The sequence below is a fragment of the Serratia sp. Z4 genome (genome assembly GCF_009900725.1).
GTDB lineage: Bacteria > Pseudomonadota > Gammaproteobacteria > Enterobacterales > Enterobacteriaceae > Serratia > Serratia nematodiphila.
Genome location: NZ_JAAABD010000006.1, coordinates 21,988 through 48,186, shown reverse-complemented (window position 1 = coordinate 48,186; position 26,199 = coordinate 21,988). Strand labels below are relative to the sequence as shown.

Here is a 26,199-nt window from a genome sequence, read left to right as displayed (position 1 = left end):
GTGTTTACCAGTTCCATAAGGTGCCATCCTCCAGACGCGCGACCGGCAGGTAGGCCGGTTCATAGGGGTAACGGGCCGCCAGCTTCTCATCGAACTCGATGCCGATGCCCGGCTTGTCGCCCGGATGCATATAGCCGTCGTCGAACGTCCAGCTGTGCGGGAACACCTCGAGCATTTGCTCGGAATAGCCCATGTATTCCTGCACGCCGAAGTTCGGCACCCACAGATCGAAGTGCAGCGCCGCCGCCATGCAGATCGGCGACAGATCGGAAGGGCCGTGTGAACCGGTGCGCACCTGATACAGCGAGGCGAAGTCGGCGATGCGCCGCATGCCGGTAATGCCGCCCGCGTGCGTCAGGGTGGTGCGGATGTAGTCGATCAGCTGTTCTTCGATCAGCTGTTTGCAGTCCCAGATGCTGTTGAACACCTCGCCGACAGCGATCGGCGTGACGGTATGCTGGCGGATCAGGCGGAAACAGGCCTGATTTTCCGCCGGCGTCGGATCTTCCATCCAGAACAGGCGATACGGTTCGGCGCTTTTACCGAAGCGCGCCGCTTCAATTGGCGTCAGGCGGTGGTGCATGTCGTGCAGCAGGTGTTCGTTGAAGCCGAACTTGTTGCGCACCGCGTCGAACAATTTGGGGGTGAAGTCGAGGTATTTTTCCGTCGACCACAGCTGCTCTTCCGGCCAGTCGCCCTTGGTGGCCGGCTCATAAGCCTGGCCTTTGCCCTTGGCCATGCCGTAGGTGGTTTTCATGCCCGGCACGCCGCATTGAACGCGGATCGCCTTGAAGCCTTGCTCTTTATGTTTGGCGTAGTCGTCGAGCACTTCGTCGATCGAGTGGCCGGTGGTATGGCAATACACCATCACTCCCGAGCGCGAGGCACCGCCCAACAGCTGATACAGCGGCATGTTGGCGGCCTTGGCCTTGATGTCCCACAGCGCCATGTCGACGGCGGAAATGGCGGACATGGTCACCGGGCCGCGCCGCCAGTAAGCGCCTTTGTAGAAGAATTGCCAGAGGTCCTCGATCCGCTGCGCGTCGCGGCCGATCAACTGCGGGCAGAGGTGATCTTTCAGGTAAGAGGCCACCGGCAATTCGCGCCCGTTCAGCGTGGCGTCACCGAGGCCGATGATGCCGTCATCGGTGGTGATTTTCAGCGTGACAAAGTTGCGCCCCGGGCAGGTGACGAACACCTCGGCGTTGACGATTTTCATAACCTTCACATCCTGTAGCTGCGGAGAGATAGCGCGAAAATACGCCATGAACTAACTACCATACAAGTATGAGTTAATGAATTTGCCGGAGAGGATCACATTTGATCGTGCGCGGAAGCGGGTGAACAGAGGGGAAGAAGCGGGGCGCAGCGGCTGCGCCCGACAAGGTCAGCCCAGCAGGGCGCAGTTAGGCGGCAGGCGGCATTCGATGGCCTGCGGCAACACTTCGATGCGGAAATGGCGGCCTTTGAGCGGTTCGCCGTCGAGGTTGAAAGTCATCTCATGCGGCGCGTCGATCTCGAGCCACGGCAGCGCCGCGCTGAGGATGCTGTTGCTCTCTTCGTCGTTGAACAGGGCGGCGACCAGCGCCGGCAGCAGTTCATCGGCGATCAGCAGGCGCAGCTGCAGCAGGCCGTCGTTGATCAGCGCGCTGGGGCACAGTTCCTGGCCGCCGCCGGCCTGTTTGCCGTTGCCGATGCCGATCACCAGCGCCTCGCCGGCCCAGCGAAAGTCCGGCCCGCGGATTTCACAGCGGTCGGCCTGCAGCGTATCCATGCGCAGCAGGCCGTGCACAAAGTAGGACACGCCGCCCAGCGCCGCTTTCAGCTTCTCCGGCGTTTCAGTGGTGATACGGGTGCCGAAGCCGCCGGTGGCCATGTTGATGAAATAGCGCTCGCCGTTGACCTTCGCCAGATCGATCGGCACCGAGCGGCCCTTGATCGCCAGCTGCAGCGCCAGTTCGGGGGACGGAGGGATATTGCACGCCATGGCGAAGTCGTTGGCGGTGCCGAGCGGCAGGATGCCCAGCGCCGGCCGGTTGTGCGCCGGCAGCTGCACCAGCGCGGCGGCCACTTCGTTGATGGTGCCGTCACCGCCGCCGGCGACGACGGTGCCGACGCCGAGCTGCGCGGCTTCCGCGACATAGCGCGCGGCATCGCCGTGCTCCCAGGTGACGCGCACGTGCAGCGTTATCTGTTCTTTGCGCAGCCGGTTGACCGCCTGACGCAGCTCTTCGTTACCGGCGCCTTTGCCGTTGATGATAAGCAGGGCGGACGCATGTGAGTGTTGAGGCATTGCCGATATCCTCCGGCGGAAAACCAAGAATGCCTCAAGATAAACCAGCTGCCGCCACCAGGCCATCAGAATATTCAGCTAATTCCGGTTATTTGCCGACGCTCAGTGAATATGAAGCAAGGCGAATTTATCTGAATTTTACGCAGAAATAAGCGAAGTGTTAAAGAAGCGAGGATTAATCGCTGTAGCGTTATTTATATATCGAAGCGGCGTGATTATTATTATTAAAACGGATAACGGGAATAAGTTATGGAAATAGGCATGGTGGAAAAAAATAGGCGCACCCATAAAGAAAAAGCCAGCCCAAGGGAGATTGGGCCGGCTAAGGAGGTGGTTCCTAGTATTGCTATGCAAATATTTTCGTTGTTCGTTTTAAGCAGCGTGATAGTAACCAAGCTGCGCGCGCATTGATGTGATCCAATTCTAATATTTGCTAAAAATCGCCGCCGAATGACGGCGATTCATTTTTATGCCCCGGCGCTATTTTCTTCCGCCAAATTGCGGATCAGCAACGCATAATTGAGATCGATATCCTGCGGGATCGGCAAATAAACGATATGGCCGTTGCCCGGCGCCACCTCAATCGATTCGCCTTTCTTATTTTGCATGCTCTCGAGGGTGAACACCACGTTGCCGCCCGGCGTCATCATTTCGACGCTGTCGCCGAGCGCGAACTTATTCTTCACGTCGACTTCCGCCCAGCCATCACGGCGCACGCCGGTGAATTCGCCGACGAACTGCTGGCGCTCGGAGAGCGAGGAGCCGTAGTCGTAATTCTGCTGCGCTTCGTGCACGTGGCGGCGCAGGAAGCCCTCGGTATAGCCGCGGTGCGCCAGGCCTTCCAGCGTGGTGAGCAGGGTCGGATCGAACGGTTTGCCGGCGGCCGCGTCGTCGATGGCGCGGCGATAGACCTGAGCGGTGCGGGCGCAGTAGTAGAACGACTTGGTGCGCCCTTCGATCTTCAGCGAATGCACGCCGAGCTGCGTCAGACGCTCCACGTGCTGGATGGCGCGCAGATCCTTGGAGTTCATGATATAGGTGCCGTGTTCGTCCTCGAAGGCGCTCATATATTCGCCTGGCTTTTGCGCTTCAGACAGCATGAACACCTTGTCGGTCGGCGCGCCGATGCCCAGCGTCGGCTCGACGGTTTGCACCGGGATCGGCTCGTGCAGGTGCACGATATTGCCGGTGTCGTCCTCTTTGCCTTCCTCCGCTTTGTACTGCCAGCGGCAGGCATTGGTGCAGGTGCCCTGATTGGGATCGCGCTTGTTGATGTAGCCGGACAGCAGGCAGCGGCCGGAGTAGGCCATGCACAGCGCGCCGTGGACGAAGATCTCCAGCTCCATGTCCGGCACTTCGGCGCGGATCTCGGCGATCTCTTCCAGCGACAGTTCGCGCGACAGGATCACGCGGGTCAGGCCCATTTGCTTCCAGAACTTCACCGTCGCCCAGTTAACGGCGTTGGCCTGCACCGACAGGTGGATGTCCATCTGCGGGAAGGCTTCGCGCACCATCATGATAAGGCCGGGATCGGACATGATCAGCGCATCCGGGCCCATATCGATAACCGGCTTCAGATCGCGCAGGAAGGTTTTCAACTTGGCGTTGTGCGGGGCGATGTTCACCACCACGTAGAACTTTTTGCCCAGCGCATGCGCTTCGTTGATACCCTGCGCCAGATTCTCGTGGTTGAACTCGTTGTTGCGCACCCGCAGGCTGTAGCGCGGCTGGCCGGCGTAAACCGCATCGGCGCCGTAGGCGAAGGCGTAACGCATATTTTTCAGCGTGCCGGCCGGGGAGAGAAGTTCTGGTGTAAACATAGTGTGTCTCGGTCTGATTTCAGGTCAGCACCACGCCACCTGATGGCGCAGTAAAAGCGGGGGATTGTAGCCGCAGCGCGGCAAGAAATCAGCAGTTAACCGGATTTATTCAAGGGAGATTGATCCCGGTCAAACGGAAAACGCGCGGTGGCCGCCACCGCGCGGGTGAAACGGGGGATCAGGCGCTCAAATCGCGGATATCGGTGGTCGGGCCGTTTTTTATCACCGACTGGATACCGTTTTTGGCCGCGCTTTCGGAGCTGTACATTTCGCTGACGCCGATCACCTGATGGTTCTTGGCCTTCAGCACAAAGTAGGGCTGATTGCTGGCGCTGTGCTTCAGTTCGTACTGCGCTTCGTGCGGTGAATTGGTCTGCACCGAGGCGATGCCGTTCTCCGCCGAGGCTTTGCTGGCATACATCTCGCTGGCCAGAATGATCTCGCCGTTACTGGCTTTCAGGTTGAAGTGGTACTGTCCGTTCTTTGCTTTTTTCAGCTCGTAATGACCGATTGCCATGGTTCTTCTCCTGTAGGTTCCGATTCGTGATGTAAGTGTAGCCAATCGCTTGAAAATCGGCGGCTAAACCTCACAGCAGCTTAGTTGAAAAAATGCGCAGTTTTTTTGCGCCGGCGCGGAGTTTTCGCCCGAGAGGCACAGCGCCGCACGGGAAGCTAAGGGAGAAGGCGTGATTGCGCAGTGCGCCGCATAACGAGGGGAACAGGGTGTCACCCCGTGAGATTGTGCGTTACTGTTTGGCCGTTTCGTCAATGTGGATGAAAAATGAGCGATACATCTTGGCATCGACACGCTACAGGCATATGCTTTGGCCTATGCCTGCTGTGGAGGTGTCGAGATGGAAAGGATCGCAAAGCTGTTTAAAAACGGCAGAAATCAGGCGGTGAGGTTACCGGTGGAATTTGAATTTGATACGGATCGTGTCTATATCCGTCGCGATCGGGAGGGCAACGTGATTTTATCCAAATATCCGGCAAAGCCGGACAGCTGGGCACCGCTGCTGAGCATTATCGCCCAAACGCCGGTGCCGCAAGAGTTTCTTGGCGCGGAAGATCGTCAGCAAGGGGTTGCCGACCGCGATCCCTTCTCAGAGGAAGAGTAGGCGATGTACATGTTTGATACCAACACCGTCAGCCACTTGTTTCGGCAGCATCCGCAGGTGCTTAACGTCATGGAAAAGCTCCCGCCTTCTGCCGTATGTATTTCCAGCGTCACGGAGGCGGAACTGCGTTACGGTGTGGCTAAACGGCGGAACAAGGCGTTGCAAAGCATGGTCGAGGCCTTTCTTGCTGCGGTGACGGTCTATGCATGGGATAGCGAGGCCGCCCGCTGCTACGGTGAAATGCGGGCAAACATGGAGAGAAAGGGCAAAGTCATGGGCGCGATGGATCAACTGATCGCCGCTCACGCGCAGAGCCGTGGCGCGACGCTGGTGACCAACGATCGCGCATTCGCCATGGTGCCCGGGTTGGCGGTTGAAGACTGGACGCGCTGATTTCTCCCTAAACCCCATTCATCAGCCGGCAGGGCTCGGCTTCCCAGCGGTAGCCCACGCCGTATACCGAGCGGATAAAGGATTTTTCCCCATCGATCAGTTCCAGCTTGCGGCGCAGGTTTTTGATGTGGCTGTCGATGGTGCGGTCGGTGACCACCCGGTAGTCGTCGTACAGGTTGTTCAGCAACTGCTCGCGTGAAAACACGTTGCCCGGCTGGCTGGCCAGCGTTTTCAGCAGGCGGAACTCCGCCGGCGTCAGATCCAGCAACTGCCCCTGATAGCTGGCCTGGAAGCGCGGTTCATCGATGTGCAGCAGATCATCTTCCCGCGCGTTCTCCTGTGGCCGATAGCTGCGGCGCAGGATGGTTTTCACCCGCGCCACCACTTCGCGCGGGCTGTAGGGTTTGCAGATGTAATCGTCGGCGCCGATCTCCAGCCCCAACAGGCGGTCAATCTCTTCAATTTTCGCCGTCACCATCACGATGGGCACGTCGCTGAAGCGGCGCAGCTCGCGGCACACCGTCAGGCCGTCGGCCCCCGGCAACATCAGGTCGAGCAAGATCAGCGCCGGCGGATGCTGGTGCACGGTCGGCACCACCTCATTGCCGTTGGTCAGCCAGCGGGTGGCGTAGCCCGCCGCCTGGAGATAATCCACCAGCAGCTGGCCCAGCTTGGGCTCATCTTCAACAATCATGATCTGCAGGGGTTGATTCTGAATGTCCATCAGGGCGCCTTATTTTTTATCGGGGTAGCAAATTCTACTGTAATGCGCACGCCGCCTAAAGGCGAATGCTCGGCGCGGATTTTCCCGTCGTGTGCTTCCACGATGTTGTGGCAGATCGCCAACCCCAGCCCGGAACCGCCGCTGGCGCGGTTGCGTGAACCTTCCGCCCGGTAGAAACGTTCGAAAATGCGCGTCAGTTGCTGATCGCTGATGCCCGGCGCGCTGTCCTGCCAGTAAAGAAGCAGCCGCCCCGGCTGCAGTTCGACGCCGATCTCCAACCGGCCGCCGGCGTCGGTGTAACGCAGGCTGTTTTCCAGCAGGTTATTGAACAGTTGGTTCAGGCGATCGGGATCGCCGAACAGCGGCGCCTGGGCCGGCAGATGGGTGACGATCTCCAGCCCTTTGGCGCGGAAGCGTTCGCGAAAGGCGGCGACGGCGATCTGCACCAGGTGCACGCAGTCCACCGACGCCTTGCGGTAGGCCAGCGCGCCGAGATCGGAGAGCGACAGCTGGTGCAGGTCGTCGACCAGCTTGGTCAGGGTGGATACCTCGGCCTGCAGCGAACTGAGCGACGCCGGCGTCGGCTGGCGCACGCCGTCCTGCAGCGCCTCCAGTTCGCCGCGCAGCACTGCCAGCGGCGTGCGCAGCTCGTGCGATACGTCGGCCATAAAGGCGCGGCGCATCTGCTCGTTTTTTTCCAGCGAGGTGGCCAACTGGTTGAAGTCGTGCGCCAGCCTGCCCAGTTCATCCTGGCTGCTGACCGCCACGCGGGTGGTGAAATCGCCCGCCGCCAGGCGGTGGGTGCCCGCCACCAGGCGCTTGACCGGGGCCAGCATGCCGCGCGACAGCAGCCAGGTCACCGCCGCCGCCAACAGGGTGGAGAGCGCGACGATAATCCAGCTGGTGCGCCGCTGCTGGCGATCGAAGTTGATGTCGGTATTGCGCGTCAGGCGCTCGACCGGGGTGGTGAGCACCCAGCCGACGATCTCGTTGTTGTAGCGGATCGGGTGGCGCGGCCCCTCCTTCGGCAAGGGGCCCGAATGCCCGACCAAGCGATTGAACTGGCTGTCCACCACCCAAAACTGGGTGCGCCACCCCTTGGGCGGCAGATTGTGGCTGCTGTCGCTATTCTGCTCGAACGAACGCATGATCTGGTAGACCACCTGATCGTTGTTGCGCAGGAATATCCAGTTGCCATGATGGCTGTACTGTTCCTCCAGCGCTTCGCTCAGCATGTTGATGCGCTGCTCGTTGCTGCTCTTGATGTAATCGATAAAGCCGCGCTCAAAGCTGACGCGCACCCCCCAATGCATGGTGATCAACACCAGCATGCAGGTAGCGAAAATGGCCAGGAACAGTTTTCCGGTAATGCCTATCCTCATTGCAACCTCGTTGAGCCGGTACCCGGCTCTTTGGTCAGCGTGCGGTTGGGCGCGCTATCGGCCGGCACGCGCGCGAAGGCAAGCGCGGGCAGAGCGATAATCAACGCCATACAGCAGTAGCTGTAAATAAATGCGCTGTGGATGGCCGGGCTATCGGCCACCACCTGGTGATGGGCGAAGCTGCCGATCAAGATGCCGGCGACGCTGACGCCGAGGCTCATCGACAGCTGCATGACCATCGACAGCAGGCTGTTGCCGCTGCTGGCCAGCCGGTCCGGCAGATCTTTCAGCGTCAGGGTGTTCATCGCCGAGAAGCGCAGTGAGTTGATCATCCCCTGGAAGAACAGCACCACCGGCAGCAGCCACAGCCAGCCGAGCATCGCCGCCAGCAGGAAGCTCAGGCTGACCAGCGCCAGCAGCAGCGTGGCGGCCACCAGCACGTTGCGGTAGCCGAAGCGGTTGACTACCTGCACCACGATGCGCTTCATGCCCATGCTGCCGATGATCATCGGGATCATCATCAGCCCGGCGTGGAACGGCGTGAAACCCATGCCCACCTGCAGGAACAGCGGCGTCATGAACGGCAGCATGCCGCTGCCGATGCGCCCCAGCAGGCTGGCCAGCAGCCCGATTTTGTAGGTCGGGGTGCGCAGCAGCCGCAGCGAGAACAGGGCGCGGCTATTGCCGTTGGCATGCCAAACATACCCCAACAGCGCCGCTGCGCCCAGCGCCACCAGGCCGGCGATGGCGCCGCCGGACAGCCCCATGCCTTTATGGCCGTCGAGCGCCAGCGTCAGCGACGCCATGCCGATCGCCAGCAGGATAAAGCCGCTGAGATCGAAGCGGCGGGTCTGCATTTGGTAGTTGGGCATCAGCAGCAGCGTGGCGATGGCGCCCACGATGCCCACCGGAATATTGATCAGGAAAATCCAGTGCCAGCTGGCGTATTGCACCAGGAAGCCACCCAGCGCCGGCCCCATCAGCGGGCCGATCTGGCCCGGCAGCGTCACGAAGGTCATCGCCGCCATGTACTGCTCGCGCGGTACGATCTTCATCACCGTCAGGCGCCCGACCGGCACCATCATCGCGCCGCCGACGCCCTGAATCACGCGCGAGGCGATCAGCTCGTTCAGGGTTTCCGAGCGGGCGCAGAGGAGGGAGCCGAGGGTAAACAGCACGATGGCGCTGAAAAACACCCGCTGTACGCCGATCTTGTCCGCCAGCCAGCCGCTGGCCGGCAGCGTCACTGCCACCGTCAGCACATAGGAGACGATCACCGACTGCATGCGCAGCGGGTTCTCCCCCAGGCTGGCGGCCATCGAGGGCAGGGCGGTGTTGACGATAGTGGTATCCAGCGTCTGCATAAAGAAGCCGAATGCCACTATCCAGAGTTGCCAGCGTACCGTGGCGGTGTGTTTCATCAGCATCGGTCGGCCATTAATGGGGCAGCGGGGCCAGTTGCTTGTTGCGGCGGAACTTCGCCTGCAGCCAGTCGAAGTAAAGGTAGACCACCGGGGTGGTGTACAGCGTCAGCAGTTGGCTCATCACCAGGCCGCCAGCGATGGTGATGCCGAGCGGCTGGCGCAGCTCCGCGCCGTCGCCGCGGGTCAGCACCAGCGGCAGCGCGCCGAACAACGCCGCCAGCGTGGTCATCATGATCGGCCGGAAACGCAGCAGGCTGGCCTGGAAAATCGCCTCGCGGGCGCTGATGCCGCCGTTGCGCTGCGCCTCGAGCGCGAAGTCGACCATCATGATGGCGTTTTTCTTCACGATGCCGATCAACAGCATGATGCCGATCAGCGCGATCAGGCTGAACGGCGCGCCGAACAGCTCGAGCGCCAGCAGCGCCCCCACGCCGGCGGAAGGCAGCGTGGAAAGGATGGTCAGCGGATGGATATAGCTCTCATACAGCACGCCGAGCACGATGTACACCGTGGCGATCGCCGCCAGGATCAGGATCAGCTGCGACTTCAGGGTGTCCTGGAACACCTGGGCGGTGCCGGCGAACGCGCCGCGCACCGTAGACGGCACGCCGAGCTGAGTCATGGTGCGCTCGACCGCCGCGGTGGCGTCCGACAGGCTGCCGCCGTCCGGCAGATTAAAGGAGACGGTCGAGGCGGCGGACAGCCCCTGATGGTTGACCGACAGCGGCGCGTTGGCCGGCCGCCAACTGGCGAAGTAGGAGAGCGGTATCGCTTTGCCTTCGTTGTTGATGATGAACATTTTGTCCAGCGAACTCACGTCCTGGGTGTAGGGCGGCGCCACTTCCATCACGACTTTGTATTGGTTGAGCGGTTGGTAGATGGTCGAAATCTGTCGCTGGCCGAAGGCGTTGTTCAACAGGTTGTTGGCGTCGGACACCGAAATGCCGAGGCGCGCCATGGTTTCGCGATCGTAGACCAGATCCATCTCCGAGCCTTTATCCTGCTGATCCGAGTTGACGTCCGCCAGCTCGGGCAATGCGGCCAGTGCGGTGCGGATCTTCGGCTCCCATTCGCGCAGCGCGGCGAGATCGTCCGCCAGCAGCGTATATTGATAGCTGGCGTTGGCCTGCCGGCCGCCGACGCGGATATCCTGCACCGCCATCAGAAACAGGCTGGCGCCCGGTTCTTTGGCCAGGCGGGCGCGCAGGCGGGCGATCACTTTCTGCGCGTCGTCGCTGCGTACCGACAGGGGTTTCAGTGAGATGAACATCGAACCGCTGTTGGTGCGCGAACCGCCGGTAAAACCGGTGACGTTTTCCACGTCCGGATCTTCGCGCACGATTTTCATGAAGTCTTCCAGTTTGCCGCGCATCGCCTGGAACGAAATGCTTTGGTCGGCCTGGATAAAGCCCATCAGCCGCCCGGTATCCTGTTCCGGGAAGAAGGTTTTCGGGATGCTGATATACAGCCAAACGTTGAGCGCAACGGTGGCGAGGAACACCGCCAGCACCCAGCGCGAGTGGCCGAGCACCCAGTTCAGCGAGCGCCCGTAGCCCTGCTGCAGCCCCAGCAGCATTTTACCGAAGCCGCGCGCCCGCCGCTGCGAACGCGGCGGCTGGTGGCGCAGCAGGTAGGCGCACATCATCGGCGTGAGCGTCAGCGAGACGATCAGCGACAGCCCGATCGACACCGACAGAGTGACGGCGAACTCGCGGAATAGCCGGCCGGGCAGGCCTTCCATCAGCAGCAGCGGGATAAACACCGCCACCAGCGAAACGCTCATCGACAGCACGGTGAAACCGACCTCCCGCGCGCCCAGCAGCGCGGCGTTGATCGGTTTCATGCCGGCCTCGACGTGGCGGGAAATGTTTTCCAGCACCACGATGGCGTCGTCCACCACAAAGCCGGTGGCGATGGTCAACGCCATCAGCGACAGGTTGTTGAGGCTGAACCCGCACAGATACATGGCGGCGAACGAGCCGATCAGCGACACCGGTACGGCGACAGCCGGGATCAGCGTGGCGCGCCCGGAGCGCAGGAAGATGAACACCACCAGGATCACCAGCCCGATGGCGATCGCCAGCGACTGCTCCACCTCGGCCAGCGACGCGCGGATGGTCGGCGAACGATCCTGCGCGACGTTGAGTTGAATCGAAGCCGGGATATTCTCCTGCAGGGCGGGCAGTTCGGCGCGAATGCGATCGACGGTTTCGATGATGTTGGCGTCCGGCGCGCGGCTGATGGCCAGAATGATCGCCGGTTTGGCGTCGGTCATCCCGGCGTTGCGCACGTCTTGCACCGAGTCTTTGACCTCGGCCACGTCGGCTAAACGCACCGCCGAGCCGTTGTTGTAATGAATGATCAGCGGACGATAAGCATCGGCGGTTTTCAGCGCGTCGTTGGCCTGGATCTGCCAGCGCTGCTGCGGGTTTTCCACGGCGCCCTGCGGGCGGCGCACGTTGGCGTTGGCGATGGCCTGCCGTACGGTGTCCAGCGACACGCCCTGATTGAACAGCGCCGAAGGGTTCAGCTCCACCCGCACCGCCGGCAGCGAGCTGCCGCCGACGGAAACGTCGCCGACGCCCTCGGTCTGGCTGATCTTCTGCGCCAGCTGGGTGGAGGCGAAATCGTAAAGCTGCCCCTGACTGTAGGTGTCCGAGGTCAGCGTCAGGATCATGATCGGCGCGTCGGATGGGTTGACCTTGCGGTAGCTGGGGCGGCTCGGCATGCCGGTCGGCAGCAGGCTTTGCGCGGCGTTAATCGCCGCCTGCACGTCGCGCGCGGCGCCGTTGATATCGCGATCGAGATCGAACTGCAAAATGACCCGGGTACTGCCGAGCGAGCTCATCGAGGTCATTTCGTTAACCCCGGCGATGCGGCCCAGCGCGCGCTCCAGCGGCGTTGCCACCGAGGACGCCATGGTTTCCGGCGAGGCGCCCGGCAGCGACGCGCTGATCGAAATCACCGGAAAATCCACCTGCGGCAGCGGCGACACCGGCAGCAGGCGAAAGCCGATCGCGCCGCTGATGGCGATGGCCAGCGTCAGCAGGGTGGTGGCCACCGGCCGGTGAATGAACAGGGCGAAGAATTTCACGGCAGCTCCTGCGTATCCGGCTGGCGATGCGTGTTGCGCGCCAGTTTGTCAAACAGCAGGTAGATCACCGGCGTGGTGAACAGCGTCAGGATCTGGCTCATGATCAAACCGCCGACCATACAGACGCCGAGCGGATGCCGCAGCTCCGCGCCGACGCCGGTGCTCAGCATTAACGGCAGCGCGCCGAGCAGGGCCGCCAGCGTGGTCATCAGGATCGGCCTAAAACGCAGCAGGCAGGCCTGATAGATGGCGTCGCGCGGCGATAAGCCCTGCTCGCGTTCCGCCGCCAGCGCGAAGTCGATCATCATGATGGCGTTCTTCTTCACGATGCCGATCAGCAGGATGATGCCGATGATGGCGATCACGTCCAGCTCGCTGCCGGCCATCATCAGCGCGAGCAGCGCGCCGACCCCGGCGGTCGGCAAGGTGGAGAGGATGGTCACCGGGTGAATGAAACTTTCATACAGCACGCCCAGCACGATGTACATCGCCACTACCGCCGCCAAAATCAGCCACAGCGTGCTGCCGAGCGCCGCCTGGAAGGCCAGGGTCGCCCCCTGGAATTGGGTGGTGATGTCCCTTGGCATGTTGAGATTTTTTTCCGCCTGGGTGACCGCGTCCACCGCCTCGCCGAGCGAGTAGCCGTCGGCGACGTTGAACGAAACGGTGGCCGACGGGAACTGATCGAGATGGTTGACCGACAGCGGGCCGAAGCGCTCTTCGATTTTGGCGATGGCGCTCAGCGGCACTACGGCGCCGTCGTTGCCGCTCAGACGGATCTCATTGAGCGCCGCCAGCCCCGGTGTCGCGCTGACGTCGTGCTCCAGCACCACGCGGTATTGGTTGGCCTGGGTGTAGATGGTGGAGATCAGGCGCTGGCCGAAGGCGTTGTACAGCGCATTGTCCACGTCGCTCATGGTGACGCCGAGGCGCGAGGCCGAATCGCGATCGACGTTGACGTAGGCCACCAGCCCCTGATCCTGCCAATCGCTGGTGACGTCCGCCAGCTGCGGGGTTTGTTTCAGCTCATCCATCAGCTGCGGCACCCACAGGCTGAGATCGTCCAGCGACATCGCCTGCAGGGTGAACTGGTACTGGGTGCGGCTGACCTGGGTATCGATGGTCAGATCCTGCACCGGCTGCAGGTACAGCTTCACGCCGGGGAACTGCGCCGTTTGCTGCTGCAGGCGGCTGATGACCGCCGGAATGCGGTCGCTGCGTTCGCTCAGCGGTTTCAGGTTGATCTGCAGCCGGCCGCTGTTGAGCGTGGCGTTGCTGCCGTCTACGCCGACGAACGAGGTCAGGCTTTCCACCGCCGGATCTTTGAGGATCTGCGCCGCGACCTGCTGCTGGCGCTCGGCCATGTTGCTGAACGAGACGCTCTGCGGCGCTTCCAGCGTGCCCTGAATGATGCCGTTGTCCTGCACCGGGAAGAAGCCTTTCGGGATCAGCAGGTACAGCAGCACCGTCAGCGCCAGGGTGCCCACGGCCACGCCGAGCGTCAGCCAGGGATGGTTAAGCACCGTTTTCAGCCACTGGCCGTAGCGCGCGATCACCCGCTCGAAAAAGCGTTCGGAGGCGGCGGAAAAACGGTTCTGCTTGCGCAGCGATTCGTGGCTGAGCATGCGCGCGCACATCATCGGCGTCAGCGTCAGCGACACCACGGCGGAGATCAAAATCGCTACCGCCAGCGTGACGGCGAACTCGCGGAACAGGCGGCCGACGATGTCGCCCATGAACAGCAGCGGGATCAGCACCGCCACCAGCGAGAAGGTCAGCGAGATGATGGTGAAGCCGATCTCGCCGGCCCCTTTCAGCGCGGCGTCGAGCGGCTTTTCCCCTTTCTCGATGTAGCGCGAGATGTTCTCGATCACCACGATGGCGTCGTCCACCACGAAGCCGGTGGCGATGGTCAGCGCCATCAGCGTCAGGTTGTTGATGGAGAAGCCGAGGAAGTACATGGCGGCGAAGGTGCCCACCAGCGACAGCGGCACCGCCACGCTGGGGATAATGGTCGCCGGCACGTTGCGCAGGAACACGTAGATCACCATCACCACCAGCGCGACTGCCAGCAGCAGCTCGAACTGCACGTCGCTGACCGAGGCGCGGATGGTGGTGGTGCGATCGGTCAGCACCTTGACATCGACCGACTTGGGCAGGCTTTTAATCAGCGTCGGCAGCATTTCGCGGATGCTGTCGGCGGTGGTGATGACGTTGACGCCGGGCTGGCGTTGGATGTTCAGCACGATCGCCTGCTGCTGGTTGGCCCAGGCCGCCAGCCGGGTGTTTTCCGCCCCTTGTTCGATGGTGGCGATATCCTGCAGGCGGATCGCCGCGCCGTTCTGATAGGCGACGATCAGCTGGCGATAGTCGTCGGCGGATTTCATTTGGTCGTTGGCGGACAGGGTGACCGAGCGGGTCGGGCCGTCCAGGCTGCCTTTCGCCGAGTTGACGTTGGCGTTGCTGATGGCGGCGCGGATGGTTTCGCTGTTCAGGCCATAGGCGGCGACCGCCGCGGCGTTCAATTTTACACGCACCGCCGGGCGTTGGCCGCCGGCCAGGGTCACCAGGCCGACGCCGGTCACCTGAGAAATTTTTTGCGCCACGCGGGTTTCCACCATGTCTTCCACCTGCGTCATCGGCATGGCGGTGGAGGTCACTGCCAGCGTCAGGATCGGCGGATCGGCGGGGTTAACCTTGCTATAAATCGGCGGGTAGGGCAGATCGTTCGGCAGCAGGTTGGTGGCGGCGTTGATCGCCGCCTGCACTTCCTGCTCCGCGACGTCGAGCGGCAGCGTCAGCTGGAATTGCAGCGTCACCACCGAGGCGCCGCCGGCGCTTTGCGACGCCATTTGCTTCAGGCCGGACATCTGGCCGAACTGGCGTTCCAGCGGCGCGGTAATGGCGGAGGTGACCACGTCCGGGCTGGCGCCGGGGTATAGCGTCACCACCTGGATGGTGGGGTAGTCCACTTCCGGCAGGGCGGATACCGGCAGCGCGCGATAGCCGATAATCCCCGCCAGCAATATCGCCACCATCAGCAGCGTGGTGGCGACCGGGCGCAGAATAAACAGGCGGGACGGACCGCCGCCGGCGTTGGGAGGCATCACCTGCATCAGGACTTCCTCTGAACGTCAGGTTCGCGCTTGGCTTTTGACGTCGCAGGCGCGTCGCTCGGCGCGAGCACTTCCACCTGCATGCCTTCGGTCAGGCGATCGATGCCGTCGGTCACCACCCGATCGCCGGCGTTGAGGCCGGCGCTGATCACCACCTGCCGGCTGTCCTGCACGCCGGCGGTGACCCGATGTTTGCTGACCTTGTTGTCTTCGCTGAGCGTCCAGACGAAGTTGCCTTCGTTGCCCATCTGCAGCGCGGCGGTCGGGATCACCACCGCATCGTGCAGGGTATCCACCTGCAGCCGCGCGTTGACGAACTGGTTGGGGAACAGCGCGTCATCTTCGTTGGCGAAACGCGCTTTCAGCTTGATGGTGCCGGTGGCGGTATCAATTTGGTTGTCCAGGCTCAGCAGCGAACCGGTCGTCAGCTTGTTCTGGTTGGTGCGATCCCAGGCTTCGACGCTCACCGGCCCGGCTTTTTGCGCCTTGAGCAGATCGGCGATGTTGCCTTCGGGCAGCGTGAACACCACGTCGATCGGGTGCGTCTGCGTGATCACCACCAGACCGGTGGTGCTGCCGCTGGTGACGTAGTTGCCGACGTCGACCAGTTTCAACCCGACGCGGCCGTCGATTGGCGCAGTGATGCGGCTGTAGGTGATCTGCAGTTTGGCGCTGTCGACCGCGCCCTGATCGGCTTTGATGGCGCCTTCGGTTTGCTGCACCAGCGAGGCCTGCGTATCCAGCTCCTGACGGGAAACCAGATTGGTTTTCACCAACTGCTGATAGCGCGCCAGATCGCGCCGGGCGTTGGCCAGCGTGGCCTGATCTTTTGCCAACTGCCCCTGAGCCTGGGTCAGCTGCACCTGGAACGGCCGGGGATCGATCTCCGCCAGCAGATCGCCGGCTTTGACCTGCTGGCCTTCGGTAAAGTGGATCGCCATCAGCTGGCCATCGACCCGGCTGGTGACGGTCACGGTATTGGCGGCGGTGGCGGTGCCCAAGCCGGAAAGATAGCGCGGCACGGTTTGTTGCGTGGCTGTCGCCGCCTGCACCGGAGACATCGGCGCGCCGCGTCTGCCGCCCGCCGCGCGGCCCGCTCCCGTTTTACCGGCGGCCTGGTGCGCGCCCGGCGTCGTCCCGGCGGTCGGTTGGGCTGCGCTGAAATGGCGCCAGGCCAGAACGGCGACGATGATCGCAATCGCCGCAGCCAGCAGGCGCAGAAGCAGGGAACGACGTTGGGGTTTTGCATTCATGGTGGTGAAAATTCTCTCCAAAAGGCAGGGGCGCGGGCACTCATTGCCACAAAAATGACACTCCTTACAGGATACTAGTTTAGCCAGCGAAGACGGCATAAAAATGAAGGAAATATGGAGGAACCGTCAGCATTGTCTTAATAAGTGGGTGATTTGCGCGTGCTATGTTTATAAGTGATTTATTCCGGCTTATAGCCAATACGTTTTAACGATTTCCTGCATTTGGCGCTAATAATTAACAGGCAAATCATTTAACCCATGGAGCCTTTGTGATGAGCAAGAAACAACTGGGCCGTTCGGGCATTCAGGTGCCGGCGTTGACCTTTGGCGGCAACGTGTTCGGCTGGACGGCGGATCAAGCGACCTCGTTCAATCTGCTGGATGCGCTGGTGGACAATCAGCTCAACTTTATCGATACCGCCGACGTTTATTCCAGCTGGGCGCCGGGCAACCGGGGCGGCGAATCGGAAACCGTCATCGGCGAATGGCTGAAGAAGAGCGGCAAGCGCGACCAGGTGATCATCGCCACCAAAGTGGGCAAACCGATGGGCGAAGGCAAACAGGGGCTGTCGCCGCGCTATATTCAGCAGGCGGTGGAAGATTCGCTGCGCCGTCTGCAAACCGATTATATCGATCTCTACCAGTCGCACGACGATGACCGCGATACGCCGCTGGAAGAGACGCTGGCGGCGTTCGATGCGCTGATCAAGGCCGGCAAGGTGCGGGCGATCGGCGCCTCCAACTATCAGGCGGATCGCCTGGAAGAAGCGCTGCGGGTGAGCGAAAGCAACGGATTGGCGCGCTACGAAACCCTGCAGCCGGAATACAATCTGTATGCGCGCGAAGGGTATGAAGCCGAGCTGGAAGGCGTGGCGCAGCGCCACGGGCTCGGGGTGATCAATTTCTTCGCGCTGGCCAGCGGTTTTCTGACCGGCAAATACCGCAGCAAAGCGGACGAGGGCAAAAGCCAGCGCGGCGATCGCATCGTCGAACGCTACCTGAACCCGCGCGGTTTCCGCATTCTGGCGGCGCTGGATCAGGTGGCGGGCAAGCACGGCAGCTCTCCGGCGCAGGTCTCGCTGGCCTGGCTGATTGCGCGTCCGAGCATCACCGCGCCGATCGTCAGCGCCACCTCGTTGCCGCAGCTGGATGAGTTGGTCAGCGCCACCCGCCTGACGCTGGATGCGGACGACATTCAGACGCTGAACCACGCCAGCGCTGAGTAAGAGCCGCCGGCGATTTTGCTCTATGCTGAAGGGGTCAATATGACTTATTCAGGAAACTGCAATGTCTGGCGATATCATCAACGACCTCGCGGCGCTGGAACAGCTTTACGGCAAACCTGCCGCGCCCTCGGTTTTTAAAGAAGTCAGCTATATCCACCCGGCGTACCGTCCGTTTATCGAGGCGGCGCCGTTTGCCGCCCTCTCGACGGTCGGGCCGGACGGCATGGATGTCTCCCCGCGCGGCGATCCGGCCGGTTTTATCCAGATCGAAGACGAGAAAACCCTGCTGTTGCCGGACCGGCGCGGCAATAATCGCATCGATAGCCTGCGCAATATCCTGCACGATAACCGGGTGGCGCTGCTGTTGCTGATCCCCGGCATCGGCGAAACGCTGCGGATTAACGGGCGGGCGGAGATCGTGGTGGCGCCGGCGGTGTTGCAGCGCTTCGCCCACCGCAACCAGCTGCCGCGTTCGGTGCTGCGCATTCGGGTGGAGGCGGTGTTCTTCCAGTGCAGCCGGGCGATCTTGCGTTCGGGGTTGTGGGAAGAGGGCCGCCGCCTCGAACGTTCGGCGCTGCCCAGCCCCGGCCAAATCTTGGCCGCGGTGAGCCAAACGCGCTTCGACGGTGAGGAGTACGACAGCGCGCTGCCGCAGCGGCTGAAGGATACGCTGTATTAATCGCCGTGGCGTTCGCGCCACGTTTGCCGGTTAAGCCGGTACAAGACGTGCTGTTGCAGCGGATGGCCCGCCGGCAGGCGCGGGTGCAGGAAGATTTCACCGTCGAAGCGCATACCGATGCGCGTCATCACCCGGCGCGACGGCTGGTTATCTTCGGCGGTGAAGGACACCACTTCCGGCAGGTGCAGCGTGTCGAAGGCGCACGCCAGCGCGGCGCGCGCCGCCTCAGCGGCGTAGCCGTTGCCCCAGTGAGCCGCCGCCAGCCGCCAGCCAATCTCCACGCAGGGGGAGCAGGGCAGATCATCGCCCGGCCGCGCCAGCCCGACAAAGCCGATAAAAGGCGCGCCGCCTTTCACTTCCACCGCCCACAGCCCCCAGCCGTGTTGTTGCATGAAGGCGCGGATGCGTTCGGCCTGCGCGCGGCTTTCCTCGGCCGTCATCAGCGCCGGGAAATAGCGCATCACCTGCGGATCGGCGTTAAGCGCGGCGAAGGCCGGCAGATCGCTGTCACGCCAGGGGCGCAGCCGCAGCCTGGCGCTGTCGAGGGTAAGCAAGGTGGACATGATAGGGCCTCCAATAAACAAAGGCGCGGCGAGGCGCCCTTGGGCCGTCAACGGAACAGCGTTTGCGCCCAGCGCGCCAGCCCGGCGGTGACCGAGCCGAAGTCGTTGCCGCCGACGATCGGAATGCCCGGCAGCTGCTGTTGCAGCGCGGCGCGCAGCAGCGGCGAACGCGCGCTGCCGCCGGTCAGGTAGATCACCTGCGGCGCGGTCTGGCTGCTGGCCAATGCGGCGCTGACCTGCTCCTGGATGCGCATCAATGGCTGCGAGATGGCGTCGGCGAGCTGATCCTGGCTGATGCTCTCCGCCAGATCGGCCTGCACGAAATTGAGCGGCGCGCTGATGGCCGTTTGGCCGGACAGGGCTATCTTACTCTCTTCGGCCGCCCGCACCAGTCGGTAGCTCAGGCGCTGCTGGTACACTTTCAGCAGGCGTTTCACCTTTTCCGGCTCTGCCGCGTCGAGGATCAGATCGCGCAGCACGCGGCCGTTGGCGGCGCTGTAGAAGTCGTTTTGCGCCGGCACGTCGTTGGTCGCCACCGCGTTCCAGTAAGGCAGCGCCGGCAGGGCGATGCCCTTCGCGGTTTCGCCGCCGAGGCCGAACAGCGGCATCAGCTGTTTGAAGGCCAGCATGATGTCCAGATCGTTACCGCCAACCCGGCAGCCGCTGTGGCCCAGCAGGCTCTGCTGGCGATCGGCGCGGTCGCGCCACTGCGGCCCCATCAGCAGCACCGAGCAGTCGGTGGTGCCGCCGCCGATGTCCACCACCAGCACGGTTTGCTCTTCGCTCAGCGTCGCCTCGAAGTCCAGCCCCGCCGCCACCGGCTCGAACTGGAATTCAATGTCCTTGAAACCGGCGCGTTCGGCGGCGCGCTGCAAAATGCCCTGCGCCTGCCGGTTGGCTTCGTCGCCGCCGATACCCTGGAAGTTGATCGGCCGGCCGATCACCGCCTGATCGATGCCGGTCTGCAGCACATTTTCCGCCTGGCGTTTGATGTGGAACATCATGGCGCACACCAGGTCTTCGAACAGCGCGATCTGCTGCGGCTTCAGGCCGTTGGCGCCGAGGAAGGATTTCGGCGAGCGCACGAAGTACACCTCTTCCGGATCTTCCATGTAGTGCGCCAGCGCCTGCAGGCCGAACAGCACGCTGTCGCCGTTGACCGGAATGTCTTCTTCGCGGTTGTAACTGATGGCGCGGCGCAGCAACTGCTGGTTTTCTTCGCTGCCGGTTGGGATCTGCCAATGGCGGTGCAGGCATTCGCTCACCGCTTCGCGGGTCGGCGCGCACAGCATCGAAGGCAGATAGGGCGCGTTGTTTTCCAGCGTCAACAGCTCGGGGCCGTGGTCGCGCATCACTGCAACGGAACAGTTGGCGGTCCCGTAATCGAATCCAATAAACATCTCTTTTTTGTCCCCATGCCAATGAAGGGGGGCGACTTTACCCGAGACGAGGCCGGCGGGCAATGCGCCAATGCGCGAGTGTCGAAAAATTTAGCGGGCGCGGCGGCGGCGTGCTTAACTTAATGTCCGAATTCCGCACGTCAGCACGCCAGCCGAGCCCCATAATGCAGAAAAAACCGACCCCGAGCGTTGCCATGAATACTCAACAGCAAGCGTTGTACGACGCGCTGCGCGCGCGTGACCGCAAATTCGACGGACGTTTTTTCGTCGGCGTTTCCTCCACCGGCATTTATTGCCGCCCGGTGTGCAGCGCCCGCACGCCGAAGCTGGAAAACTGCACCTTTTATCCGAGCGCGGCGGCGGCAGAGTTGGCGGGATTTCGCCCCTGCCTCAAATGCCGGCCGGAGCTGGCGCCCGGCCTGGCGCTGATCGATCTGGGCAACCGCTATGCGCAGGTGGCAGTGCAGCTCATCGAGCAGGGGTATCTGTCTGAACACAGCTGCGAAGCGCTGGCGGCGCGGCTGGGCATTTCCGATCGCCATCTGAGGCGCATTTTCGCCGAACAGTTTGGCGCCTCACCGATCGATTACGCGCAGTCGCATCGGCTGCTGCAGGCCAAACGCCTGCTGGCGGACACCGATCTGCCGCTCAGCGAGGTGGCGTTCGCCGCCGGATTCGGCAGCCTGCGGCGTTTCAACGAGCTGTTCAAGGCGCGCTACCGCCTGATCCCGTCAGCGCTGCGCAGCGGCGGCGCGCGCGGTGAACGGGCCGCCGCCAGCGGGCTGGTGTTTCACCTGGGCTATCGGCCGCCCTATGACTGGGAGCGCATGCTGAATTTCTTGCAGGCGCGCGCCGTGCAGGGCGTGGAGCGGGTCGACGGACGCCGCTACCTGCGCTCGATCGCCGTCAGCCTGGGCGGCACGGAACACCGCGGCTGGGTCAGCGTGCAGCCGGAAGAAGCGCGCAATCGGGTTCGGGTAGAGATCGCGCCTGCGCTCAGTCTGGTGACGACGGAGGTGTTGCGCCGGGTGCGCCTGCTGTTTGATCTGGATGCCGCGCCGGACCGCATCAATGAGGCGCTGGGCTCGCTGGCGGCCGATGCGCCGGGATTGCGCCTGCCGGGCTGCGTGAACAGTTTCGAGCAGGCGGCGCGGGCGGTGCTGGGCCAGTTGGTCAGCGTAAAAATGGCGGCGACCTTCGCCGGGCGGATGGCTGAACGCTGGGGGGAAACCCTGGCGACGCCGCATGAGGGCATCACCCATGTCTTCCCCTCCGCAGAACGGGTGGCGCAGCTGCAGCCCGAAGAACTGCGCCCGCTCGGGGTGCAACTGAAGCGCGCGGCGGCGCTGATCGAGATCGCCCGCGCGCTGGGCGAAGGGCGGCTGCAGCTCGATAACGTGCTGGATATCGAACAGGGCATCGAGGCGCTGACCGCGCTGCCGGGCATCGGCAACTGGACCGCCAGCTATATCGCGATGCGCGCCTGGTCGTGGCCGGACGTGTTCCTGGCCGGTGATTACCTGATCAAACAGCGTTTTCCCGGCATGACGCCGCGCCAGATTGAACGCTACGCTGAACGTTGGCGCCCGTGGCGTTCTTACGCCACGCTGCATCTGTGGCACAACGACGGCTGGGCGCCGGAAGGGGAGAGTTGAACGCAGAGCTAGCGAGGGGTGTCGATCAGCTGCAGCAGGCGGCTCATGCCCTCGCGCATCAGGAACGCCAGCAGCTTTTCCCGCTCGGCCGGCGTCAGGTGGTAGTAATACTCGATCCAGACCCGTATCGGATCCTGGCGTTTGACGTCGTAATCCGGATGGTCGGTTTCGCGCAACGCCGACAGGCTGCGCGCGCCGAACGGCAGACTGTCGATATGGTATTCCAGCGCTTTGCCCTGTACGCCGCTGCGGCGGCGGCTGACCCAGCCTTCACGCCGGGCCATCAAATTGACCCCTTGCGGAGTTGAAGGCAACCCCGCCTTACCCATCAGTTCCCTGGCGGAAAACCATTTCTTTTCCATAGTCCCTTATCCCTGAGCCATCACATGCCGAGGAAAATCAACGGATACGCTGATAGTCGCATGGGCGCTTCATCTTACTTAATCGTTTAAGCTTCAGGTGTTATTTATATCACTAATCTTGTCTTGGTTAATATCATGTAACGAACGAGATGCGAGGCGCCGCCTGGGAGACGGCGCCTGAGAGGGGGGAGAAGGTTAACGGATGCCGAAATAGCCGTCGCTGAGCAACACCGCCAGCGGCTGCTCCAGCGCCACCTGGTCGCCGTCCGCCAGATCGACGCCGATGTCGCGCAGCGCCTGCAGCGTCACCGGCTGGTGAGCCGGCCCGGCGAAGGTCTGCGCTTTAATGCGATGCGCCGCGCCGTTGAGCATCGAGACCATCAGCTCGTCCATCTGGTTGCAGTGCACGTTGGTGATAAAGCGCTCATCGATGCGAATGATGTCGATTTTCTGATCGCTGAGTTCATCGAACGCATTGATGTTATGTCCGAAGCCGTTGACGATCAGCCGGCAGCCCTGCTGCTGCAGTTCGCGGAGAAATGCCCGACACTGTGCGGCGTGCTCCAGTATCGCGGCCTCATCGACGCTGAACAGCAGCGCCTGCGGCGGCAGCGAGGAAGCGCGCACCGTTTCCGTCAGGTAGCGCTGGAAGTCGGCGCTCAGCAGGCTGTCGATGGCCAGCGGCAGCGCGAGCGACAGCCCTTTGCGTTTGATGTCGTCGGCATATTTCACCAGCAGTTGCGCCGCCGTCCAGCGGTCGATGTCCGGCATCAGGCCGTACAGCTGCGCGGCGGTGATGAACGCCTCGTGCGACAGCGGGCGCTCGTCCGGCGCCATCACCTGCAGCTTCACCTGGTGAAACGCGGCCGACAGCGGCGTCGCCGGCGGCGCGACCGCGTGAGTCAGCAGCCGCAGTTGCCCCTCGCTGATGATCGTCTGCACTTCCTGCTGGCTCAGTACCTCGTGTTGCCGCTCCAGCAGCTGTTTCTGCCGCGTTTCGTACAGATAAACCTGGCCGCGCCCCTGGTGCTTGGCGGTATAGCAGGCGATATCGGCCTGCGCCAACAGTTCGCTGCTTTTGGCGTCGGCACTGATGCGCGTGATGCCGGCGCTGGCGCCGACGCGATAAATCTTCCCTTCCCAATAGAACGGGTGCTGGCTGATTTGATTAACCACTTGCTGCACCAGCGATTTGGCCTGTTCCAGCCGGCAGTCGTACAGGATCAGACCGAACTCGTCGCCGCCCAAACGCGCCAGGCAGTCGCTGCCGCGCAGTTGGTGCCGCATCAGCTGGGCGATATCCCGCAGCAGGGCATCTCCCGCCGCATGGCCGGCGGTGTCGTTCACCGCCTTGAACCGATCCAGATCGAGGAACACCAGCGAATGCGGCGACGACGGTTCCCCGCCGGCGACGATCGCCGCTTTCAGCTGTTTCTCGAAGCGGGTGCGGTTCGGCAATCCGGTCAGCGCATCGTGCGAGGCGCTGTAGCTGAGTTTTTTCATCAGCTCGCGCGAGGCGGTGACGTCCTGCAGCACCATCACCGCGCCCATGGTTTCCCCGTCGAGGGTTTTCAGCGGTGAGACCGACTGCTGTACGTCGAAATAACGCCCGTCGCGGCTGTGCAGCACCAGCGCATAATCCGCCGGCCATTGCCGTGGGTATTGCGTGAGGTTTTCGATTTCCGGGCCGTCTTTGCCGTTGGTCAGGCGCACCACGCCGGCGACGGGCATACCGATCGCCAGGTCGAGCGGCCAGCCGCACATCTGTTCCGCCACCGGATTCATAAAGGTGATGCGCAGGTGGCTGTCGGTGGAGATCACCCCTTCGCCGATGGCGTCGAGGGTGATGTGCAGGCGCTCTTTCTCTTCGTGCAGCGCCTCGGCGAGGCTCTTGAGTTCGGTCATGTCGATATTGGTGCCGATCAGGCGCAGCGGCCGGCCCTGATCGTCGAGGATCACGTTGCCCTGGCCGCGGATATGGCGCAGTTTGCCGCTGCGCGTAGTGATGCGAAACTCCATGATGAACGGCCGCGGCTGCGCCAGGATCTCGGCCAGCTCGCGATCGGTGCGCTCGCGATCTTCCGGCACCAGCAGGGTGCGCCACAACGCCAGCGTCGGCGTTTGGTCGGGGGGGAGATCGTAGAGTTCGAACATGCGCTGATCCCAGGTGAAGTTTTCCTGGCTCATCACCCATTCCCAGATGCCGACGCCGCCCACCTGGTTGGCCAGCGTGATGCGCTCCACCAACCGGTTGTTCTCCGCCTCGCTGCGCTTAAGGTCGCTGATGTCCTCCACCTGAGAGATGAAGTACAACGGCCGGCCTTCGCCGTCGCGCACCAGCGAGACCGCCAGCAGCGCCCAAACCGTCTGGCCGTCGCTGCGGATATAGCGCTTCTCCATGGTGTAGCTGCTGATATGGCCGTCGAGCAGTTCGTGCAGTTGGGTCAGGTCGGCGTTCAGATCGTCCGGGTGGGTGATCTCTTGAAAGGTCAGGCGATAAAGTCTTTCGGGCGGATAGCCGAGCAGCTTGCACAGCGCCTGGTTAACCTGCAGCCATTTGCCCTCCGGCGACACCAGCGCCATGCCGATGGCGGAATACTCCAGCGCGCTGCGAAAGCGGCTTTCGCTCTCGACGATATGTTGCTTTTCCACCCGGAAGGTGTGCATCACCATCGCCATGGCGTGCGCCGGGATCAGGATCAGCAACATCGGCAGATAGAGGCCGAGTTCGCCCAGGAAAGTGTGCTGGGAAGACTGAAGGCGCAGCAGGCCCAGCGACAGCAGGACGGTGATCAGCAGGAGAGTGCAGAAACAGACGGTGAAGGTTTCGAAGCGTGACAGCGCGATAGCCGCCCACAGCAGCGGCAGGATGACGAAGGTAAAGGGGAAGGGCAGATGTGTCAGCGCCAGATAGCTGAAGGCCAGCGAGCCCATCAGGGTCAACAGCAGCGGATACGGATTTAGCCCGGCCAACAGGCGGCGGTGATAGGTGAGCCCGAGCGGCGCCAGCGACAGCACCCCTATCGCCTCAGAGATGAACCAGGTGCCGAACGATTGCCAAAACGTTTGGTCCGGCGTGGGGGTCAGTCCGGCGGCCAGCAGCGCGCTGAACAACGGGGTAAAGATCACCGCGCAGACCACGAAGCGCAGCCAACAGCCCAGATCGCTCAGCGGATCGATCGCCGGCAGCGTGCGGCGCAGCAGCAGAGCGCACACTGCCGCTTCCAGCAGGTTGATGGCGGCCAGCTTGACCGGAATGGCGCTGAAGCCGAACAGCAGGAAGCTGGCGAGTACGATGCCTGTGCCGCTGGCCAGCAGCGGCAAACCCCAATGACGCGGAGGATGGCGATACAGCACGGCGATCGCGGCGGCGGTCGGGAACCACAGCGGCGTGAAGTGATGAGCCTCACTGGATAACGACAGGCTCAGCAAGGCGAGCAAAAATGTCGCCAGCGCCACGAACAGAGAATGTGTCAGCATAACGCCTTTGTGTGTGCCGAACGCGTTCGGCGCGCTGATATCCATAGACATCCTTACCGATGACCTCTGCCTGTGATTGGATTCATGACGTGGATGAATCAAGATGATTTATTGAAAAAGGGTAGTACAGCGCGGGAGGAAAACCTATCGGGAGGGCCGACTTTACTGCGTTAGCGCAAACCCGGCGACAGAATGACGAAAAAGCCGGCGCGGGGCC

19 protein-coding genes are annotated in these 26,199 nt (G+C 62.6%); 5 read left to right on the top strand and 14 right to left on the bottom strand.

The window, feature by feature from the left end; translation table 11 throughout:
• Window positions 1-4: 4 nt before the first annotated feature.
• The 4 genes from manD to GT753_RS19340 all read right to left on the bottom strand — a co-directional run bounded on the left by manD (window position 5) and on the right by GT753_RS19340 (window position 4,630).
• Window positions 5-1,219, bottom strand: a complete 1,215-nt coding sequence (manD, locus tag GT753_RS19355) for a D-mannonate dehydratase ManD (protein WP_015378743.1) — start codon at window positions 1,217-1,219, stop codon at window positions 5-7.
• 168 nt (window positions 1,220-1,387) lie between these two features.
• Entirely contained in the window at window positions 1,388-2,293 is a 906-nt protein-coding gene (gene yegS, locus GT753_RS19350; protein ID WP_015378742.1) for a lipid kinase YegS, read from the bottom strand.
• 467 nt (window positions 2,294-2,760) lie between these two features.
• On the bottom strand, window positions 2,761-4,113 hold the full coding sequence (yegQ, locus tag GT753_RS19345) for a tRNA 5-hydroxyuridine modification protein YegQ (protein WP_004941558.1): 1,353 nt from the start codon (window positions 4,111-4,113) through the stop codon (window positions 2,761-2,763).
• A 178-nt stretch (window positions 4,114-4,291) separates the two neighbouring features.
• On the bottom strand, window positions 4,292-4,630 hold the full coding sequence (locus GT753_RS19340) for a YegP family protein (protein WP_004941561.1): 339 nt from the start codon (window positions 4,628-4,630) through the stop codon (window positions 4,292-4,294).
• Between the two features lie 337 nt (window positions 4,631-4,967).
• Here GT753_RS19340 and GT753_RS19335 point away from each other — a divergent pair, with 337 nt between their 5' ends.
• Window positions 4,968-5,231: an antitoxin gene (locus GT753_RS19335; RefSeq protein ID WP_004941563.1), complete on the top strand. Its 264-nt coding sequence runs from the start codon at window positions 4,968-4,970 to the stop codon at window positions 5,229-5,231.
• A 3-nt stretch (window positions 5,232-5,234) separates the two neighbouring features.
• A complete protein-coding gene (locus GT753_RS19330; RefSeq protein WP_004941566.1) occupies window positions 5,235-5,624 on the top strand; it encodes a type II toxin-antitoxin system VapC family toxin in 390 nt (129 codons plus the stop codon).
• Between the two features lie 7 nt (window positions 5,625-5,631).
• Here the strand turns inward: GT753_RS19330 and baeR are convergent, their stop codons facing one another.
• Genes baeR through GT753_RS19300 form a run of 6 tightly spaced genes read right to left on the bottom strand, consistent with a single transcriptional unit; the run spans window position 5,632 to window position 16,617 of the window.
• Entirely contained in the window at window positions 5,632-6,348 is a 717-nt protein-coding gene (gene baeR, locus GT753_RS19325) for a two-component system response regulator BaeR (RefSeq protein WP_015378739.1), read from the bottom strand.
• Window positions 6,348-7,730, bottom strand: coding sequence for a two-component system sensor histidine kinase BaeS (gene baeS, locus GT753_RS19320; RefSeq protein WP_004941570.1), 1,383 nt, complete (start codon window positions 7,728-7,730; stop codon window positions 6,348-6,350). Before baeS ends, baeR begins: the two co-directional genes overlap by 1 nt.
• The gene (mdtD, locus tag GT753_RS19315) at window positions 7,727-9,157 is read right to left on the bottom strand and encodes a multidrug transporter subunit MdtD (protein ID WP_160125853.1); all 1,431 of its coding nucleotides are present in this window, start codon (window positions 9,155-9,157) and stop codon (window positions 7,727-7,729) included. Before mdtD ends, baeS begins: the two co-directional genes overlap by 4 nt.
• Window positions 9,158-9,167: 10 nt before the next feature.
• Window positions 9,168-12,248, bottom strand: coding sequence for a multidrug efflux RND transporter permease subunit MdtC (gene mdtC / locus GT753_RS19310; RefSeq protein ID WP_160125852.1), 3,081 nt, complete (start codon window positions 12,246-12,248; stop codon window positions 9,168-9,170).
• Window positions 12,245-15,364: an MdtB/MuxB family multidrug efflux RND transporter permease subunit gene (locus GT753_RS19305; protein WP_160125851.1), complete on the bottom strand. Its 3,120-nt coding sequence runs from the start codon at window positions 15,362-15,364 to the stop codon at window positions 12,245-12,247. Before GT753_RS19305 ends, mdtC begins: the two co-directional genes overlap by 4 nt.
• Entirely contained in the window at window positions 15,364-16,617 is a 1,254-nt protein-coding gene (locus GT753_RS19300; protein ID WP_015378735.1) for an MdtA/MuxA family multidrug efflux RND transporter periplasmic adaptor subunit, read from the bottom strand. Before GT753_RS19300 ends, GT753_RS19305 begins: the two co-directional genes overlap by 1 nt.
• A 272-nt stretch (window positions 16,618-16,889) precedes the next feature.
• On the opposite strand from GT753_RS19300, the gene GT753_RS19295 reads away from it, so the two are divergent.
• Both GT753_RS19295 and GT753_RS19290 read left to right on the top strand, forming a co-directional pair.
• On the top strand, window positions 16,890-17,843 hold the full coding sequence (locus tag GT753_RS19295; RefSeq protein WP_015378734.1) for an aldo/keto reductase: 954 nt from the start codon (window positions 16,890-16,892) through the stop codon (window positions 17,841-17,843).
• Between the two features lie 61 nt (window positions 17,844-17,904).
• Complete coding sequence (locus GT753_RS19290; RefSeq protein ID WP_004941582.1) at window positions 17,905-18,522, top strand: pyridoxamine 5'-phosphate oxidase family protein; 618 nt, start codon at window positions 17,905-17,907, stop codon at window positions 18,520-18,522.
• On the opposite strand, the gene GT753_RS19285 is transcribed toward GT753_RS19290, so the two are convergent.
• Window positions 18,519-19,085, bottom strand: coding sequence for a GNAT family N-acetyltransferase (locus GT753_RS19285; RefSeq protein ID WP_015378733.1), 567 nt, complete (start codon window positions 19,083-19,085; stop codon window positions 18,519-18,521). The two genes, GT753_RS19290 and GT753_RS19285, sit on opposite strands and share 4 nt — an antisense overlap.
• A gap of 47 nt (window positions 19,086-19,132) precedes the next feature.
• Window positions 19,133-20,485, bottom strand: coding sequence for a molecular chaperone (gene yegD / locus GT753_RS19280; protein WP_033632391.1), 1,353 nt, complete (start codon window positions 20,483-20,485; stop codon window positions 19,133-19,135).
• A gap of 164 nt (window positions 20,486-20,649) precedes the next feature.
• On the opposite strand from yegD, the gene alkA reads away from it, so the two are divergent.
• Entirely contained in the window at window positions 20,650-22,140 is a 1,491-nt protein-coding gene (gene alkA / locus GT753_RS19275; protein ID WP_160125850.1) for a DNA-3-methyladenine glycosylase 2, read from the top strand.
• Window positions 22,141-22,148: 8 nt separating this feature from the next.
• Here the strand turns inward: alkA and GT753_RS19270 are convergent, their stop codons facing one another.
• A complete protein-coding gene (locus GT753_RS19270; RefSeq protein ID WP_004941591.1) occupies window positions 22,149-22,502 on the bottom strand; it encodes a DNA-binding protein in 354 nt (117 codons plus the stop codon).
• Between the two features lie 195 nt (window positions 22,503-22,697).
• Window positions 22,698-26,027 carry a diguanylate cyclase gene (locus tag GT753_RS19265; protein WP_160125849.1) on the bottom strand — a complete coding sequence of 1,110 codons (3,330 nt, stop codon included), beginning with the start codon at window positions 26,025-26,027 and terminating at the stop codon, window positions 22,698-22,700.
• Between the last annotated feature and the right edge of the window lie 172 nt (window positions 26,028-26,199).

Excerpts from the sequence above, each read along its gene's own strand:
- manD (WP_015378743.1), bottom strand. The coding sequence starts at position 1,219 with ATGAAAATCGTCAACGCCGAGGTGTTCGTCACCTGCCCGGGGCGCAAC.
- yegS (WP_015378742.1), bottom strand. The coding sequence starts at position 2,293 with ATGCCTCAACACTCACATGCGTCCGCCCTGCTTATCATCAACGGCAAA.
- yegQ (WP_004941558.1), bottom strand. The coding sequence starts at position 4,113 with ATGTTTACACCAGAACTTCTCTCCCCGGCCGGCACGCTGAAAAATATG.
- GT753_RS19340 (WP_004941561.1), bottom strand. The coding sequence starts at position 4,630 with ATGGCAATCGGTCATTACGAGCTGAAAAAAGCAAAGAACGGACAGTAC.
- GT753_RS19335 (WP_004941563.1), top strand. The coding sequence starts at position 4,968 with ATGGAAAGGATCGCAAAGCTGTTTAAAAACGGCAGAAATCAGGCGGTG.
- GT753_RS19330 (WP_004941566.1), top strand. The coding sequence starts at position 5,235 with ATGTACATGTTTGATACCAACACCGTCAGCCACTTGTTTCGGCAGCAT.
- baeR (WP_015378739.1), bottom strand. The coding sequence starts at position 6,348 with ATGGACATTCAGAATCAACCCCTGCAGATCATGATTGTTGAAGATGAG.
- baeS (WP_004941570.1), bottom strand. The coding sequence starts at position 7,730 with ATGAGGATAGGCATTACCGGAAAACTGTTCCTGGCCATTTTCGCTACC.
- mdtD (WP_160125853.1), bottom strand. The coding sequence starts at position 9,157 with ATGCTGATGAAACACACCGCCACGGTACGCTGGCAACTCTGGATAGTG.
- GT753_RS19305 (WP_160125851.1), bottom strand. The coding sequence starts at position 15,364 with ATGCAGGTGATGCCTCCCAACGCCGGCGGCGGTCCGTCCCGCCTGTTT.
- GT753_RS19300 (WP_015378735.1), bottom strand. The coding sequence starts at position 16,617 with ATGAATGCAAAACCCCAACGTCGTTCCCTGCTTCTGCGCCTGCTGGCT.
- GT753_RS19295 (WP_015378734.1), top strand. The coding sequence starts at position 16,890 with ATGAGCAAGAAACAACTGGGCCGTTCGGGCATTCAGGTGCCGGCGTTG.
- GT753_RS19290 (WP_004941582.1), top strand. The coding sequence starts at position 17,905 with ATGTCTGGCGATATCATCAACGACCTCGCGGCGCTGGAACAGCTTTAC.
- GT753_RS19285 (WP_015378733.1), bottom strand. The coding sequence starts at position 19,085 with ATGTCCACCTTGCTTACCCTCGACAGCGCCAGGCTGCGGCTGCGCCCC.
- yegD (WP_033632391.1), bottom strand. The coding sequence starts at position 20,485 with ATGTTTATTGGATTCGATTACGGGACCGCCAACTGTTCCGTTGCAGTG.
- alkA (WP_160125850.1), top strand. The coding sequence starts at position 20,650 with ATGCAGAAAAAACCGACCCCGAGCGTTGCCATGAATACTCAACAGCAA.
- GT753_RS19270 (WP_004941591.1), bottom strand. The coding sequence starts at position 22,502 with ATGGAAAAGAAATGGTTTTCCGCCAGGGAACTGATGGGTAAGGCGGGG.
- GT753_RS19265 (WP_160125849.1), bottom strand. The coding sequence starts at position 26,027 with ATGGATATCAGCGCGCCGAACGCGTTCGGCACACACAAAGGCGTTATG.